At 72.5% G+C, this 16,151-nt stretch carries 11 protein-coding genes; 8 read left to right on the top strand and 3 right to left on the bottom strand.

What is annotated here, in order from left to right; all coding sequences use genetic code 11:
* Positions 1 to 34: 34 nt before the first annotated feature.
* The 4 genes from serS to WMF24_RS42295 all read left to right on the top strand — a co-directional run bounded on the left by serS (position 35) and on the right by WMF24_RS42295 (position 5,239).
* Positions 35 to 1,336: a serine--tRNA ligase gene (gene serS, locus WMF24_RS42310; protein WP_437733145.1), complete on the top strand. Its 1,302-nt coding sequence runs from the start codon at positions 35 to 37 to the stop codon at positions 1,334 to 1,336.
* Positions 1,337 to 1,599: 263 nt separating this feature from the next.
* On the top strand, positions 1,600 to 3,618 hold the full coding sequence (locus WMF24_RS42305) for an ATP-binding protein (RefSeq protein WP_437733144.1): 2,019 nt from the start codon (positions 1,600 to 1,602) through the stop codon (positions 3,616 to 3,618).
* Positions 3,615 to 4,637 carry a hypothetical protein gene (locus tag WMF24_RS42300; protein ID WP_437733143.1) on the top strand — a complete coding sequence of 341 codons (1,023 nt, stop codon included), beginning with the start codon at positions 3,615 to 3,617 and terminating at the stop codon, positions 4,635 to 4,637. The genes WMF24_RS42305 and WMF24_RS42300 overlap by 4 nt, the downstream gene beginning before the upstream one ends.
* A 152-nt stretch (positions 4,638 to 4,789) precedes the next feature.
* The gene (locus WMF24_RS42295) at positions 4,790 to 5,239 is read left to right on the top strand and encodes a universal stress protein (protein WP_437733142.1); all 450 of its coding nucleotides are present in this window, start codon (positions 4,790 to 4,792) and stop codon (positions 5,237 to 5,239) included.
* A gap of 15 nt (positions 5,240 to 5,254) precedes the next feature.
* Here the strand turns inward: WMF24_RS42295 and WMF24_RS42290 are convergent, their stop codons facing one another.
* Entirely contained in the window at positions 5,255 to 5,797 is a 543-nt protein-coding gene (locus WMF24_RS42290) for a chalcone isomerase family protein (protein ID WP_437733141.1), read from the bottom strand.
* Between the two features lie 417 nt (positions 5,798 to 6,214).
* Here WMF24_RS42290 and WMF24_RS42285 point away from each other — a divergent pair, with 417 nt between their 5' ends.
* Positions 6,215 to 7,723, top strand: coding sequence for a vWA domain-containing protein (locus tag WMF24_RS42285; RefSeq protein ID WP_437733140.1), 1,509 nt, complete (start codon positions 6,215 to 6,217; stop codon positions 7,721 to 7,723).
* A 276-nt stretch (positions 7,724 to 7,999) separates the two neighbouring features.
* Positions 8,000 to 9,196 (top strand): aminotransferase class V-fold PLP-dependent enzyme, encoded by a 1,197-nt coding sequence (locus WMF24_RS42280; RefSeq protein ID WP_437733139.1) that lies wholly within the window; start codon positions 8,000 to 8,002, stop codon positions 9,194 to 9,196.
* A 156-nt stretch (positions 9,197 to 9,352) separates the two neighbouring features.
* Here the strand turns inward: WMF24_RS42280 and WMF24_RS42275 are convergent, their stop codons facing one another.
* Positions 9,353 to 9,673: a hypothetical protein gene (locus tag WMF24_RS42275; RefSeq protein ID WP_437733138.1), complete on the bottom strand. Its 321-nt coding sequence runs from the start codon at positions 9,671 to 9,673 to the stop codon at positions 9,353 to 9,355.
* A gap of 1,751 nt (positions 9,674 to 11,424) precedes the next feature.
* Between WMF24_RS42275 and WMF24_RS42270 the strand changes: the two genes are divergently transcribed.
* Both WMF24_RS42270 and WMF24_RS42265 read left to right on the top strand, forming a co-directional pair.
* Positions 11,425 to 13,047 carry a thiamine pyrophosphate-binding protein gene (locus tag WMF24_RS42270; protein ID WP_437733137.1) on the top strand — a complete coding sequence of 541 codons (1,623 nt, stop codon included), beginning with the start codon at positions 11,425 to 11,427 and terminating at the stop codon, positions 13,045 to 13,047.
* Positions 13,048 to 13,051: 4 nt separating this feature from the next.
* Complete coding sequence (locus WMF24_RS42265) at positions 13,052 to 13,573, top strand: M17 family peptidase N-terminal domain-containing protein (protein WP_437733136.1); 522 nt, start codon at positions 13,052 to 13,054, stop codon at positions 13,571 to 13,573.
* Positions 13,574 to 13,588: 15 nt separating this feature from the next.
* Here WMF24_RS42265 and WMF24_RS42260 read toward each other — a convergent pair whose 3' ends face one another.
* Positions 13,589 to 15,655, bottom strand: coding sequence for an ATP-binding protein (locus tag WMF24_RS42260; protein ID WP_437733135.1), 2,067 nt, complete (start codon positions 15,653 to 15,655; stop codon positions 13,589 to 13,591).
* Positions 15,656 to 16,151 lie beyond the last annotated feature (496 nt).

Here is a 16,151-nt window from a genome sequence, read left to right as displayed (position 1 = left end):
GACGCGCGTGCGCGCTTCGGCTACACCCTGGCGCATGCTCGATCCCCGCCACGTCGCAGATCACCTCGATGAGGTGCGCGCGGCGCTCGCCCGTCGCTCGCCCGCCGCCGCCGCCGCCCTCGGAGACGACTTCGCCTCCACGGTCAGCGAGCGCCGGTCGCGGATCCAGGAGCTCGAGCGGTGGCAGGCGGAGCGCAACGCGGCGAACGACGCGATGGCGCGCCTCGACAAGAAGTCGCCCGAGTTCGCGGCGAAGCGCGACGAGCTCAAGGCCCTGTCCGCGCGGATCAAGGAGGCCGAGCAGGTCGTCTCCGAGCTCGAGAAGCGGATGACCGAGCTGCTGTCCGGCGTCCCCAACCTGCCCGATCCCTCGGTGCCCGACGGCGCGGGCGAGCAGGACAACGTCGTCGTCAGGACGTGGGGCGAGAAGCCGAGCTTCTCGTTCACGCCGAAGAACCACTGGGACATCGGCACGGGCCTCGGCGTCCTCGACTTCGAGCGGGCGGCGAAGCTCTCGGGCGCGCGCTTCACGGTGCTGATGGGCGCCGGGGCCCGCCTGGAGCGGGCGCTCATCTCGTTCATGCTCGACCTGCACACGCGCGAGCAGGGCTACCTCGAGGTGCTGCCGCCGTTCCTCGTGAAGGACTCGGCGCTGTTCGGCACGGGCCAGCTCCCCAAGTTCGCCGAGGACCTGTTCAAGACGCACAAGAGCGACCCGGACAGGGCGTACGACCTCTACCTCATCCCGACCGCGGAGGTCCCGGTGACGAACCTCCACGCCGACGAGATCCTCGACGGCGCGTCGCTGCCGATCGCCTACACGGCGTACACGCCGTGCTTCCGCAGCGAGGCGGGCAGCCACGGGCGCGACGTGCGCGGGCTCATCCGGCAGCACCAGTTCGACAAGGTCGAGCTCGTGCGGTTCTCGGCGCCGGAGGACTCGCCCCGCCAGCACGAGCTGCTGACCGCCCACGCGGAGGAGGTCCTGAAGCGCCTCGGCCTTCACTACCGCGTCTCCGCGCTCTGCACCGGTGATCTCGGCTTCGCCGCGCAGAAGACGTTCGACCTCGAGGTGTGGCTGCCGGGCCAGGGGGTCTACCGCGAGATCTCGAGCTGCTCGAACTTCGGCGAGTTCCAGGCGCGCCGCGCGCAGATCCGCTACAGGCCGGAGCCGAAGGCGAAGCCGCGGCTCGTCCACACGATGAACGGGTCGGCGCTCGCGGTCGGGCGGACGGTGATCGCGATCCTCGAGCAGTTCCAGCAGGCCGATGGGACGGTGGTCGTCCCCGAGCCGCTCCGGGCGTACATGGGGTGCGAGGTCCTCCGCGGCAGGTAGCACGCATGGCAGCGGACGAGGGTTCCAGGCGCGAGCTTCCTGAAGCGAGGGGCGCGCGCGACGGGGGAGGGGAAGGCGAACGCCGATCACAGCTCCCGGAGGGGAGGAGCGCGCGCGACGCACGCGAAGGCGGGGAGGGCGAGCGGCGCTCGCAGCTGCCCGAGTCGCGGGGCTCGCGCGACCTGGGAGACGGCGAGCGGCGGTCGCAGCTGCCGGAGTCGCGGGGCTCGCGCGCGCTGGGGGACGGAGAGCGGCGCTCGCACGTGCCGCCGGTCCACGCGCCGAGCCACGCGGAGACGTCGATGGCGCTCGCGCGGCGGCGGCTGCTCGAGCTCTGCAAGCGCCACAAGGACGAGCTGATCGACGACTGGATCGAGAACGTGCTGGCGCTCCCGCCGGAGCGCGGCCGGTACACCGACAGGCCCGTCGGTGAGGTGACGGAGAACGTCCGCTCCTGGCTCGCCGCGTTCATGAGGATCCTCGAGGACGGCAGCGCCGAGCTGCTCGACCAGTTCATCACGCACCTCGTCGAGCAGCGCTACGCGACCGGCTACTCGATCAGCGGCCCGCTGATCGCCGCCTCCGAGTTCCGCACGGCCGTCGCGGGCGTGCTCGACACGACGCACGACGAGGGCGTCACCGACGGCACGTCCTCGATCGACGTGCTCCGCGCCGTCGACGCGCTGCTGCTCCAGTTCGAGCACCGCTTCGCCGAGGCGTACGCGCAGCGCTCGCTGTTCGCCTCCGAGGAGCGCTACCGCGAGATCGTCGAGCTCTCGTCCGACGTGCTCGCGACGATCGACCAGGAGGGGATGCTGACGCGGCTGAACGTGCGGTTCGAGGTGCTCTTCGGGCACTCGCGGCAGGCCTGGATCGGCCGGCCGATCACCGCGCTGGCGGTCGCCGCCGACGTGCCCGTCCTGCGCGCGCTCGTGATGAGCGCCTCCCGCGCCGAGGCGCCGCGGGAGGCCACCGTCCGGTGCGCGACGCGCGCCGGCCTGACCAAGGTGATGACGGTCCGGATCACGCGGCTCTACGGCGAGGACGCCTCGCTCGCGCTGATGCGCGACGTGACGGAGGAGGTCGCGCGCCGCGCGCAGATCCTCCACAGCGAGAAGCTCGCCTCGATCGGCCAGGTCGCCGCGAGCGTCGCGCACGAGCTCAACAACCCGATGGCGTGGGTGATGGCGAACCTCGAGCAGATCCGGAGCGGCGCGCACAAGCTCGTCGCCGCGGCGCGCCCCGTCGCCTCGGGCTCGTACGAGGACCTGCTCCGCGCCATCGATCTCATCGACCGGTCCTGCCACGAGGCGCTCGCGGGCGTCGAGCGGATGCGGGACATCGTGACCGACCTCAACCTCTTCTCGAGCAGCAGCGAGCGCAAGCCGGAGCGGGTCGACCTCGTGGACGTGATCGAGCTCGCGCTGCGCATGACGGGGCCGCAGCTCAGCCAGCTCTGCCGCATCGAGCGCCGGTACGGCGAGATGCCCCCGCTCGTCGGCTACCCGGGCAAGCTCTCGCAGGTCTTCGTGAACCTGTTCATCAACGCGGCGCAGGCGATGCCGAACCGGCCGCGCGACGAGAACCTCGTGCGCGTGACGACGCGCTTCGACGATGGGGTCCACCACGTCGAGGTGGAGGACAACGCGCGCGGCATGACCCCGGAGGTCGTCGAGCGGATCTTCGACCCGTTCTTCACGACGAAGGAAGAGAGCGCCCGCCCCGGCATCGGGCTCTGGGTGTCGCGCAACATCGTCGAGGAGCAGCACGGCACGATGACCGTGTCGAGCCAGGCCGGCATCGGCACCATCTTCACGATCCGCCTGACCGGGCTCGACCCGGCGGATCTGCCCGCCCTGCGGCCGCCGCCGGAGCCGCCGCGCCCCTCGTCGCGCGGGACGATCCTGTTCGTCGACGACGAGCCGATGCTCCTCAACGCGTTCGCGCGCGCGTTCGAGGAGCGGCACGAGGTGCTCGTGGCGAAGAGCGGCCACGAGGCGCTCGACCTGCTGCGCGACCGCGGCGGCCGGATCGACGCCATCGTGTGCGATCTGCTGATGCCGCAGATGAGCGGCATGGCCCTGTACGACGAGATCGGCGAGCGGTTCCCGCAGCTCCAGCCGAAGATGGCCTTCATGTCGGGCGGCGCCTTCACGCCGAGCGCGCGCGAGTTCGTCGAGCGGGTGGACAACCCGAAGATCGCCAAGCCGATCTCGCTCGACGACCTCGAGCGGGTCATCGCCGACCTCCTCAGCGGCGGCCAGAAGCGGGGCGCGCGGTGACAGACGCGCGGGCGATCCGCGAGCGGGCGAACCACGCGCGCTACCGGCCGGGGCAGCGGGAGGGCTTCTACGAGAGCTTCTTCCTGCGCGCGAACCACCCGACGCGCCCGCTCGCCTTCTGGATCCGGTACACGCTCTTCAGCCCGGACGGGCGGCCCGAGGCCGCGGAGGGCGAGCTCTGGGCCGTCTACTTCGACGGCGAGACGGGGCGCCACGCGGTCGCCAAGCGCGAGGTCCCGTTCGCCGGGCGCTGCTCGTTCGCCCGCGACGCCTTCGCCGTCGACGTGGACGGCGCCCGCCTGCGCCCTGGCAAGCTCGCCGGCGCTGTCGGGGAGGGGGAGGACGCCATCGCCTGGGACCTCGCCTACGAGGGCGGCGGGGAGCCGCTCCTGCTGCTCCCGGCGGCGCTCTACGAGGCGCCGCTGCCGAAGGCGAAGGCGCTGGTCGGCGCGCCGCTGGCCGTCTACAGCGGCGTGCTCCGCGCCTTCGGGCGCGACGTGGACGTGTCGGGCTGGGTGGGCAGCCAGAACCACAACTGGGGGACGAAGCACACGGACCTGTACGCCTGGGGGCAGGTCGCCGGCTTCGACAGCCACCCGGACAGCTTCCTGGAGGTCGCCACGGCCCGCCTGAAGGTCGGGCCGCTCTGGACGCCGAGCATGACGCCGCTCGTCCTGCGCCATCGCGGCGAGGAGATCGCGCTGAGCTCGCTGATCCAGACGATCCGCGCCGAGGCCTCGTTCGACTACTTCACCTGGCGCTTCCGGACCGAGACCGCCGCGCTGCGCGTCGAGGGGCAGATCTCCGCGCCCGCGGGCGACTTCGTCGGCCTCGCCTACAGGAACCCGCCCGGCGGCGTGAAGCACTGCCTGAACACGAAGATCGCGGCCTGCACCGTCACGCTCCGGCGGAAGAGCCTGGGCCGCGAGGTCGCGGTCGAGACCCTGACGACGGCGCGGCGCGCTGCGTTCGAGATCCTCACGGACGACCGCGGCCACGGCGTCGCGATCCGCGCCTGATCCGCGCCGGACGCACCGCGCCGGGCGCTGCGAGCAGGCGGCCGGGGCGGGGCGCGTCCGCGGGTGGCGCGGCGGCGGCGCGACGTGGTGCGCGTCAGGCGTGGCGTCGGCTAAAGAGTCCTGGGAAAGCCACCGCACGAAAGGCGGACGCCATGAGCCTCAAGCACCCCCGGACCATCCTCGTTGCCCTGGACAGCTCTCCCAGGGCGTCTCTCATCCTCGCGGAGGCCGTCGACCTCGCGCAGAAGCTCGGCGGCCGGCTCGTGCTGGTCCGCGGCATCGGGCTGCACCACAGCCTCCCGGCCGAGGCGCTGCACGAGTCGCCGACCCGCGTCCCCGAGATCCTGGAGCGGGGCGACCGCGAGGAGCTGGAGCAGCTCGCGCGCGACGTGCCGCCCGAGCTCCTCGCGAAGATCGTGGTCCACGTCGGCGTCGCCTGGGAGGTCATCTGCCGGACGGCCGACGAGGAGAACGCCGATCTCATCGTGATCGGGTCGCACGGGTACTCGGGCATCGACAAGGTGCTCGGGACGACCGCGGCCAAGGTCGTGAACCACACGAGCCGCTCGGTGCTCGTCGTGCGCGACAAGCCGTCGGACTGACGAGGATCCGCGCCGTCAGGGCAGCTTGGCGATCAGCGCGTCGCCGAGCTCGGGCTGATCGATCTTGCCGAACCAGATCCGCCAGGTGGCCTTCATGAAGTCGAGGCCGCCGACCGTCGCCGTCCCGCCGGGCACCGTGACGGTGGTCGTCTTCTCGCGCGTATCGTACTCGATGGTGACCTCCGATCCCGCCTTGAGGTCGCCCTCGAACGCCGCCACGAACCTCCCGATCTTCGCCATGTCGGTATAGTCGTTCATCGCATAGGCGTCCCTCAGCGCCTGGACGATGCTCGCGCGATCGACGTCGCGCAGCATCGTCCAGACGAACTTCTTCCCTGTGTCCATGTCGATGACGGCCTGCTTCGACCTCGTGGGAGGGAGCTCGTCCATGTAATGGCTGATCCGATAGACCTCGATCTTGACGATACCGACCGTCCTCGCGCGGACTCCGGTGCCCGTCAGCGTGTAATCCGGTAGGGCGAAGAGGCTCGTGACAGCCAGGAAGATCGCCGCAAACGCGGCGAGGAATGCTGGAGACTTGCTTCGAGCGAGATTCATGCGATCGACCTCCTCCGGCATCGCCGGGTTCTGCGGCGCGCCGTGCGCGGGCGCCGCGCTCCGGGGATCACCCGTCCAGGGCCATGGGGCCATCACCTGGCATCGCACCGAGCGAGCAAGACCCGGACCATGGGCGGAGAGACGTTGGGAGTCGCCGTTCGTGCGAGATCTCGAGTTGTGCCCTGGAGTCCGGCAGGGACGACCCATGGACGTGTGCTCGGAGGGGGCTCTGGACGTGACGCGGCGGCGCGCCGCCGGGCGGTCGCCGTCGGCGATGGCGGCGGGGCGAGCGCCGCGTGAGATCTTTTTCCAGCCCGGTCCGTAGAAGCCGCGCGCTGCGGGGGTCGAGAGAATGCGGCGGAGGGCGCGAGGTCCTCCGGTGACCGCGTCATGGCCTGCGGCGGAAGGAGCTCCTCGATGCGGACGATGCTCGCTGGATTGCTGATGGGATGGGCGGCTCTGGGCTGCGCGGCCAGCGCGGCGGCGCCGCCGGGCGCGGGCCCCGCGGCCGGACCGGCGGCGGAGGCGCGGGGGGAGCGCGCCACGGCGGCGGCCGCGGCTCCGGCCGCGGCTCCGGCCGCGGCGGTGGCCGCGGCCCCGGCGGCGGCGGTGGCCGGCGCGCCGGCGGCGGAGCCGGCCGCCGGCGCGAACCGGGGCGTCTGGATCGGCGCCGCGGGCGCGAGCGACTTCATGCTGCCGGGGACGAGCGAGACGCAGCTCGGCGTGTGGGTCGACGCCCCGGCGGCGCGCGCGCTGTCGAGGCGGGCGCCGGCCGCTGTCGCGCTGCTCGTGGACGCCTCCGGATCGATGCAGGGGCCGAAGATGGAGCACGCCCGCGCGGCGGCGCAGGCGTTCGTCGACGGCCTGCCCGACGGCGACGTGGTGTCGCTCGCGTCGTTCTCCGACACGGCGGAGGAGCGCGTGGCGCCCACCGTGCTCGGCCCCGCCACGCGGCCGGCGGTGGCGCGCGCCATCGCCGCGCTCGGCCCGGAGGGCAGCACCAACCTCTTCGACGGCCTGCGGCTCGCGGAGCGGCACGTCGCCCTGGCGCCGCCCGCGCACGCCGTGCGGCGCGTGGTGCTCATCTCGGACGGCCAGGCGAACGTCGGTCCCTCCTCGCCCGACGTCCTCGGCGCGCTCGCCCAGCGCGGCGCCGACCGCGGGGTGCAGATCACGTCGCTCGGGGTCGGCGCCGACTACGACGAGCGCACCCTCAACGCGCTCGCCGTCGGCTCCAGCGGCAGGCTGTACCACCTCACCGAGGCGCGTCAGATGTCGTCCGTCCTCGAGCGCGAGCTCGCCCTGCTCCAGACCACGGCGGCCACGGGGGCGTTCGTCGAGATCGTCCCGGCGCCCGGGGTGGCGCTGCTCGACGTGCCGGGCGAGCGCACCGACCGCTCCGGCGACACGATCCGCGTGCTCCTCGGCACGATGTTCGGCGGGCAGCACCGCGAGATGCTCGTGCGGGCGCGCGTCACCGCGCCGTCCGCCGGCTCGCACCCGCTCGCGAGCGTGCGGCTCCATTTCCGCGACCCGGAGAACGGCAACATCCCGCGCGTGCAGGAGGTGGTGGCCCGCTACGACGTGACGAGCGACCCGGCCCTCGTCGCCGCGCACCCGAACGAGAAGACCCAGACCCTCGCGGCGGTGATCGAGACGGGCATGGCGCAGCTCGACGCCGCCCAGGACGTGAGCTCGGGCAATTTCAGCGCGGCCGAGGCGAAGCTCGCCGCGGCGGAGGAGCGCCTCCGGCAGCAGGCGGCGCGCGCCCGGTCGGCCCCGGAGAAGGAGCGCGCCGCCGGCGCGGCCGACGTCGTGGCCAGCGCGCGGAAGACCGCGCGCGGGGCCGCGGCGGCCCCACCCGCGGCGCGGCGCATGGAGGCGCTCAAGATGAATGGCGCCTCCCAGGTCTGGGCGAACCGCTGAGCCTATCGGGAGCGCCGCGTGCGCGTGCGCCATCCATGATGGACGAGTGAGGCGTCCATCATGGATCGTTGACCAGGATCTTCAGATCTCTGGCAACCGAACCGTCGTTGATCAACATCCACAGGTTGATCAACCTTTTCATGGTTGATCAAGACAGGCGACCCCGTAGTGCCCTCCTGTTGTCCTCGACACGGCGGCGGGTCCCGCGCGACATTGCACCGGTCGCTCCGGCACCTCGCCACCCCCCCACGGTGCCCAGCCTCCACCCCGCCCACCATGAGCCCGAACGCCTTTCCCGACGCGTGCGCCGGCGCCGTGCGCGAGCTCTGGCCGCTCGACCCGGCCGTCACCTTCCTGAACCACGGCTCGTTCGGCGCCTGCCCGCGCGCGGTGCTCGAGGCGCAGCAACGCTACCGCGACCTGCTGGAGCGCCAGCCGGTCCGCTTCTTCCTCCGCGAGCTCGAGCCGCTCCTCGACGCGGCCCGGGCCGAGCTCGCCTCGTTCGTCGGCGCCGACCCGGAGGACCTCGTGTTCGTGCCCAACGCGACCGCCGGGGTGAACACGGTGCTGCGGTCGCTCGCGTTCGCGCCCGGCGACGAGATCTGCGTCACCGACCACGGGTACAACGCGTGCCGCAACGCGGTCGAGGCCGTCGCCGCCCGCGCCGGGGGGCGCGTCGTCGTCGCGGCGGTGCCGTTCCCCGTCGAGGCGCCCGAGCAGGTGATCGAGGCGGTGCTCGCGGCCGTCGGTCCCCGGACGCGGCTCGTGCTCGTCGACCACGTGACGAGCCCGACGGGGCTCGTGCTCCCGGTCGCCGCGCTGACCGCCGAGCTCGCTGGGCGCGGCGTGGACGTGCTCGTCGACGGCGCGCACGCGCCCGGCATGGTGCCGCTCGACCTCCGCGCCCTCGGGGCGGCCTACTACACCGGCAACTGCCACAAGTGGCTGTGCGCGCCGAAGGCCGCGGGGTTCCTCCACGTGCGGCGGGACAGGCAGGGCGCGATCCGCCCGCTCGTCATCAGCCACGGCGCCAACTCGCCGCGCACCGACAGGTCGCGCTTCCTCCTCGAGTTCGACTGGACGGGCACCGCCGATCCCAGCGCGGCCCTCTGCGTCGCGGACGCGATCCGCTTCATGGGCGCGCTCCTGCCCGACGGCTGGCCCGCGCTCCGGGCGCACAACCGCGCGACAGCGCTCGCCGCGCGCGACCTCCTGTGCGAGGCGCTCGGGTGCCGGCCGCCGGGCCCCGATACGATGATCGGCGCGCTCGCGACGGTGCCGCTCCCCGACGCGCCGTCATCGGGGCGGCGCCTCGACCCGCTCCAGGACGCGCTGCTCGAGGGCTGGGGCATCGAGGTGCCGGTGTTCGCCTGGCCCGCCTCGCCCCGGCGGTGGCTCCGGATCTCGGCCCAGATCTACAACGAGCGGCCGCACTACGAGCGGCTCGCGGCGGCGCTCGCCGCGCTGCTGTAGCGAGCGGGCAGGGTGCGCGCTCCAGGGAGTGGGACCTTCGCGACGACGCCCCGAGCATCCTCCCGGTCCAGGCGCGCCTCGGCGCCGAGGCGCACGTCGGCCCGCTGATCGCGCGCGCCCAGCTCGGCCGGGGTTCGGGGCGGAGCCCCGAGGGAGCTAGGCGCCGCGCGCGCGGCTCGCCTCGCCGATCGCGTGGGTGATGTGCCCCTCGAGCTCGCCAGCAGGGAGCTGCTCGGACTCCACGACGACGAGCCGCGCGCCCGCGTCCTCCGCGAGCAGCTCGAACGTCTGCGGCGCGCGGTCGTGCAGGTGGCTCGGCAAGATGATCGCCAGCGGGCGGAGGCGAACGGCCATCCCCCACGCCGACGCCGCCTCGCAGGAGCGGACAAGGAAGCGCGCCCGCGCCGCAACCCTGCGGCAACGAGCCAGAAAGCTGGGGCTGCAGTCGAGCGCCAGCACGACGGGAATCCGGATCAACTGACTGCTACTAGGCGGCTCCGACATAGAAAGATGCTACTCCAGCGAAGCGCGATTGCGCGTCCTCTTATTCCGCATAACCGATACAGAGCTTTCCCGAAATAGAAAACAACAAGGTCGCCAGCTCATGTAAGCAGTCACGCGTTGTCTTGGTGTATTGGATAACGTTCTGTGAACACAGGATGATTGAAATGAACGCTGCGAGAGGAGGGCGGCCGGCGCACGGACAGCCCACGAGCGCGGCGCGCGCATCCTCCGGGAATCGTTCCGGGAAAAAGGCGCCTCCCCGCCGCACCAGGGGCGCGCGAGATCGCAGTCGATCGCGCCTCGATGAAATGATGTGCCATGGACGGAGACGAGCCCGGCCCCGTGCGGCGAGCGCTTCGCGGCAATCTTCGCGGCGATCGACGTCCTGCACGCGCGTACCGATGCGCGCGCGAGGGATGGACGCTCGGAACGCAGGGTGTGCGGCCGGCGTCCACGAGAGCGGCTCACGCGAGGGCTCGATTTCACGCCTGGGTTCACGCCTGGGTTCACGCCTGGGTTCACGCATGGACCTGGCGAGAACGCCGCAGCGGCGCGATGGCATCTCCAGCGCGTCGACGCTGCCGTACCGCAGGGGAGTTGGCGCGCACACGTCATGGAGATCGCGTGTCATCGCGACCCGCGGGGGAGCCGCGGTCACGCCGCCGCGCGCCCTGGCCGCCCTCCGGTGACAGCGGCCCTCCCGCTCCGGGCGCCCGGAGATCGCGACCGTCGGCGCCGGGGCGCGGGCGGCGCGCGAAAGATGCTGTTTCTCACAAACCACCCTGCGCAGGCAGATCGCATCGGCGCTGGTGAGCGGGTCATGTTCCTCACAGCGGCTCATGCGCTCGACCCCCCGCACCTCCACCTGGATGTTTCCGCCAGGTTTCGAGCTCCACCGAGGGGCGCAACACCGGTCCCCGGCGGGCGCGCCCCCTCTTGCCGGGATCGGGGCCGTCTCCCAGACCGGCGGCTGCAGGGCAGCGGCACCGGGAGAGGTCGAGAGAGAGGGCGGTGTCGAGCTGGCAGCCGCAATAAGGAGCCGACTATATCATGTGTTGGCCCGCCGGGAACAGGGTCAGCCAGGCGGCCGCGAAGGCGCCGCTCGCGCCGATCGGGCGACGATCTCCGCAGGCAGGGGCGCCGCCGAGCCGGGCCTGGCGCGTCGCGGTGCCCTGGTGCGTGCTGTAGCATGGCTGGATTTTTACAGGTCCGCCCCGGCGACATAGGGTATCCCCCTCGGGTGCGGCATAGACGACCTGATCCTGCGATAGCGTGGTTCTGGTCCGGGAAGGCGGCTCACCCGGCAAGCCGCTGCCGCGCCTCTCGACATGAAAAGACATCACGAGACGCGGTGGTTAGGAAGGACACTAAACTTTCTCTTGAACTCGCCGTCTTCTCTCCTGCGACAGCGAAGTTGCCCCCTGCGCCGCGGCGCGGCGGAGGTGGATGCCTGTCGTACGTTGGCCTGCTCGGCCGCCGCTCCGCCTCCGGTCCCCTCGGTGCCTGGGAGCCGGGCGCGTCAGATGCGTGAGGCGGCTTGCCTCCGCCCGAGCGCGGCGGCTCGGCTGCGGACCGCGCGGCTGCGGACCGCGCGGCTGCGGACCGCGCGGCAGCCGACCGCGCGGCAGCCGACCGCTCCGCTGCGGACCGCGCGGCAGCCGACCGCGCGGCAGCCAACCGCTCGGGGGGAGGACGCTGGGGCGCTCGTGGTATATGGCGGCCCCATGGCGCAGGTGCACGGCGGCAGGCTCGTCTCGAAGGCGCTCGCGAGACACGGGGTGACGCACCTCTTCACCCTGTGCGGCGGGCACATCCAGGCGATCTACGACGGGTGCCTCGACGACGGCATCCGCGTCGTCGACGTGCGACACGAGCAGACAGCCGGCCACGCCGCCGACGGGTACGCGCGGGTGACCGGCAGGCCCGGGGTGTGCGCCGTCACCGCGGGGCCGGGCGTCACCGACGTGGTGACCGCCGTCGCCAACGCGCAGCGCGCGGGGATCCCGATGGTGGTGATCGGCGGCGCCGGGCCGCGGGTCCTCGCCGACATGGGCTCGCTCCAGGACATGAACCACGTCGAGCTGATGCGCCCCATCGCGAAATGGAGCGCCGCCGTCCCCTCGACCGACCGCATCCAGGAGTACGTGGACTCGGCCTTCCGCATCGCCCAGGCGAACGTGCCCGGCCCGGTGTTCCTCGAGATGCCGCTCGACCTCCTGATGGGCTTCGCGGGCGACGACGCGCCGGCCACCGCGCCCATGCCCCCGCCCAGGCCCGGGGGAGATCCGGCCGACATCGCGCGCGCGGCGGCGATGCTCCGGGAGGCGGAGCGGCCGATGTTCCTCGTCGGCAGCCAGCTCCGCTGGTCGCCGCGGCGCGACGCGCTGCGTCGCTTCGCCGACGCGGTGAGGGCGCCCTTCTACCTGAACGGCATGGCCCGCGGCGCGCTGCCCCACGCGCACCCCGGGCTGATGAGCCGCTCGCGCCGCTTCGCGCTGTCGCAGGCCGACCTCTGCGTCGTGCTCGGGACGCCGTTCGACTTCCGCCTCGAGTACGGCCGCGCGATAAGCCCGGCCGCGAAGGTCGTGCAGATCGACCTCGACGGCGCCGAGCTCGGCAGGAACCGCCGCGTCGACCTCGGGATCCACGCGGACAGCGGCGTCGCGCTGGAGCAGCTGCTCGCGGAGGTGCCCGAGAAGGCGGCCGACGCGTGGCTCGCGGCCGTGCGCGAGGCCGAGGAGCGGTCGCGCGCGAAGATGCTGGCCGAGATCGCGAGCGACAGCGACCCGCCGAACCCGCTGCGCGTCTGCGCCGAGATCGGCAAGCGGCTCGGCAAGGACGACATCGTGATCGGCGACGGCGGGGACTTCGTGGCCACGGCGGCGAACGTGCTGAAGCTCGAGTGGCCGCAGCTCTGGATGGACCCGGGCCCGCTCGGGACGCTCGGGGTCGGGCCGGGCTACGCGATGGCGGCGAAGCTCGCGCGGCCCGAGGCGAACGTCGTCCTCGTGTACGGCGACGGGTCGTTCGGGTTCCACGCGCTCGAGTTCGAGGCGATGGCGCGTCAGGGCATCCCCGTCGTGAGCGTGATCGGCAACGACGCGGCGTGGACGCAGATCCGGCGGGGGCAGGTGGAGCTCTACGGCGAGGGCCGCGCGCCCGCGACGGCGCTCGACTTCACCCGGTACGACCGCGTCGTGGAGGCGCTCGGGGGCTTCGGGGCCTACGTGGAGCGGCTGGAGGAGCTCGGGCCCGCGCTGGACGAGGCATTCCGGTGCGGGAGGCCGGCGTGCGTCAACGTGAAGATCGCGAAGAGCGACTTCCGCAAGGGCGCGATAAGCGTCTGATGCCGTGGAGCTGAGGTTCGTCTCCCCCGACCTGCAGAGCCTCGACGAGCTCGACTCGGAGGTGCTCGCGTGCGCGCCCTTCAGCGACGCGCTGCCCGCCCACGGCGTGGCCGGCCTCTGCGACTGGCGCCTCGGCGGCCGGATCTCGGACCTCAGGCGGCAGGGCCTGATCACGTGCGAGCTCGGCGAGGTCGTCATGATCCCGTGCAAGCCGCGCATGGCGTTCGACAAGCTCGTGCTGTTCGGCGCCGGCCGGCGCGACGCGTTCGACGAGGCGGTCTTCCGCGAGGTCGTGCGCCGGATGCTCGCGACGATGGGCGGGCTCTGCACGCGCGTCGCCGTGGTGGAGCTGCCGGGGCGGCACGACGGGCTCATCCCCGCCGAGCAGGCGGCCGACGCGCTGCTCGACTGCGCGGGCCGGGAGCGCGGCGACAACGTGTGGACGCTCGTGGAGCGCGCCGAGGGCAGGCAGCAGATCACGCAGCACATGATCGAGCAGCGCCGCCGGGTGCGGCGGGCGCTCTAGCCGCGCCGCCCGGCGTCAGCCAGGCTGCTTCGGCAGGTCGACCTTGAAGGTCGCCCCCTCGCCCGGGCGGCTCTCGACCTGGATCGTCGCCCCGAGGGCGTCGGCGATCTGCCGCACGATCCACAGGCCCATGCCGAAGCCGCTGTAGTTCTCGCTGGAGACGGCGCGCTCGAAGCGCTCGAAGATGCGGGCCTGCTGGTCCGGCGCGATGCCGATGCCGCGATCGCGCACGGTGAGGCGCGCGCGATCCCCGTGCTCGACGAGCTCGACGTCGATGGGCCTGCCGGCGCCGTACTTGATGGCGTTCGAGAGGAGGTTCGTGACGATCTGGTCGAGCCGGAGGCGATCCCACCGGCCGTGGAGCGACGCGGGGGTCGACACGTTCACGGGGCAGCCCGCGGCCGAGAGCTCCTCGCGGAAGCGCTCCAGCACGTCGTTCACCGTGGCCGCGAGATCGACGTCCTCGAGCTCGAGCTGGAGGCGGCCCGCGGAGATGCGCGAGATGTCGAGCAGGTTCGTGATGAGCCGGGCGAGCCGCTCGACCTGGCGCTTGATCATCTCCAGCCGCGGCGTCGCGCGCTCGGCGGTGAGATCGCCGCGCTTGCCGGCGCGCAGGAGGCCGTCGACCTGGAGCTGCATGGGCGTGAGCGGCGTGCGGAGCTCGTGCGATGCGATCGTCAGGAAATCGTCGCGCGCGCGGACCGCGAGCTGCGCCTCCTGGTACAGGCGGGCGTTGTCGACGGCCAGCGCCGCGCGCCGCGCGAGATCCTGCGCGAGGTCGAGGTCGACGGCGTCGTAGCGGCGGTGCGTGGAGGCGAACGAGAGCGTGCCCAGCGTCCGGCCGCGCGCGGTCAGCGGGACGGTGAGGTGCGAGGCCAGCGAGAGCGAGCGGAGCGCCTCGTAGTGCGCCTGGTCGAGGGAGATCGCGCGGACGAACGAGTCGGTCACCCTCGGGATGAGCTCGGGCTGCGCCGTGCGCAGGACCTTGCCGATGCCGCGCGCCGCGGAGTCGGCCGTGATCTTGCCGAGGAGCGCGGTCGCCGCCGCCATGGAAGGGTCCGCGTGGGCGGTCACCTGCCGCTCGATCGCGCCGGACTCGTCCTGGAGGAGCAGCACGCAGATCGACGCGAAATCAGGGAGCGCGACGCGGACCACGCGCCGCAGCGTCTCCTCGAAGTCGAGCGACTCGCCGAGGATCTGCCCGGCCGAGACGAGGATGCGCTGCGCCTCCTGGACCCGGCGGCGCTCCGTCGCGTCCCGGGTGACCTTCGCGAAGCCGCGCAGGCGCCCCGCCTCGTCGAAGAGGACGCTGATGACCTCGTTCGCCCAGTAGCGCGTGCCGTCCTTGCGGACGCGGTAACCCTCATGGACGGAGCGGCCGCTCTCCACCGTCGCGTCGAGCTCCGCGCCGGGCCTTCCTATCTCGATGTCTTCCGGCGGGTAGAGGACGGAGCAGTGACGGCCGATGATCTCGTCGGCGCGGTGGCCGTTGATGCGCTCGGCGCCCGGGTTCCAGCTCGCGATGCGGCCCGCGGGGTCGAGCATGAAGATGGCGTAGTCCTGGACGCCGTCGACGAGCAGGCGGAACCGCTCCTCGCTCTGCCGGAGGCGCCGGTCGGCGCGGGCCTCGGCCGCCTCCATCTCCCGGCGCAGCAGGAGCTCGCGCATCCTGCGGTTCTCGTCCTCGTAGTGCTTGCGGCGGAGCTGGGCGCGCACGCGCGCCTTGAGCACCGTGAGCTCGCCCGACTTGATGACGAAGTCGTCCGCGCCGGCCGAGAGGGCGTCGAGGATCGCCTTGTGATCGTCGCGGCCGGTGAGCATGAGGAGCGGGATCGGGCGCCACGCGGCGTTCGCCTTGATGCGGAGACACGTGGCCGGGCCGGAGAGGCCCGGCATCACCATGTCGAGCACGATGCCGTCGACGCGCGCCGACGTGAGCCGCGCGAGCGCCTCTTCCCCGGAATGGGCGAGCACCGGGACGTAGCCCTCGTCGCGCATCGCCGCGGCGACCTGGTGCAGGTACGTGGGGCTGTCGTCCACGACGAGGATGCGCGGAGGCGGCGTGTCTGATGGACGGTTCACGGGAGCCTCCCACGCGGGCTCCGGTGAGCGAGGACTGCCGCCCTGAGCGGGCGCATGGGCCTGGCCAAATCGGTACAGCACTCGCCGATAACCCTCCGTGGCGCCCCCGCCCTCATTGGCCACCCGTGCAGGTTGGCATGCGTTCTCCCCCGGCCGACGAGAAAAGCCTACCTGGCCCGTTGCACTTTGCGTACAGCATCCTCTTTCTAACAGACGCCGGCCGCCCGCAACGTTGCGCCCCCCACCGCGGATCGGAATCCCGGCAGGTGCGCACCTGGTGCGCTCCGTCAGTCCGGGCCGTCCGGAACGGGAATAGGGGAGATCCCAGAGGCCAAACCAGGCAAATGATGATTGACAGAATGCAGGTCGTCCGTCGTTCGTGCAGCGATCGGCCGATTCGAGCGCTGGGAGGGCGGAGCGTCGCTCGCGGGCGGTGCGCCCGCCTGGGACCGAGGACGCGAGTGCGAAAGCGGGCGGAGCTCACTGCCTGCCAGGA

This window comes from Sorangium sp. So ce1335 (assembly GCF_051521615.1).
Classification (GTDB): domain Bacteria; phylum Myxococcota_A; class Polyangia; order Polyangiales; family Polyangiaceae; genus Sorangium.
Note: the sequence above shows the minus strand (reverse complement) of the source record. Positions and strands in the feature narration are given on the sequence as shown.

Excerpts from the sequence above, each read along its gene's own strand:
- serS (WP_437733145.1), top strand. The coding sequence starts at position 35 with ATGCTCGATCCCCGCCACGTCGCAGATCACCTCGATGAGGTGCGCGCG.
- WMF24_RS42295 (WP_437733142.1), top strand. The coding sequence starts at position 4,790 with ATGAGCCTCAAGCACCCCCGGACCATCCTCGTTGCCCTGGACAGCTCT.
- WMF24_RS42290 (WP_437733141.1), bottom strand. The coding sequence starts at position 5,797 with ATGAATCTCGCTCGAAGCAAGTCTCCAGCATTCCTCGCCGCGTTTGCG.
- WMF24_RS42285 (WP_437733140.1), top strand. The coding sequence starts at position 6,215 with ATGCGGACGATGCTCGCTGGATTGCTGATGGGATGGGCGGCTCTGGGC.
- WMF24_RS42280 (WP_437733139.1), top strand. The coding sequence starts at position 8,000 with ATGAGCCCGAACGCCTTTCCCGACGCGTGCGCCGGCGCCGTGCGCGAG.
- WMF24_RS42270 (WP_437733137.1), top strand. The coding sequence starts at position 11,425 with ATGGCGCAGGTGCACGGCGGCAGGCTCGTCTCGAAGGCGCTCGCGAGA.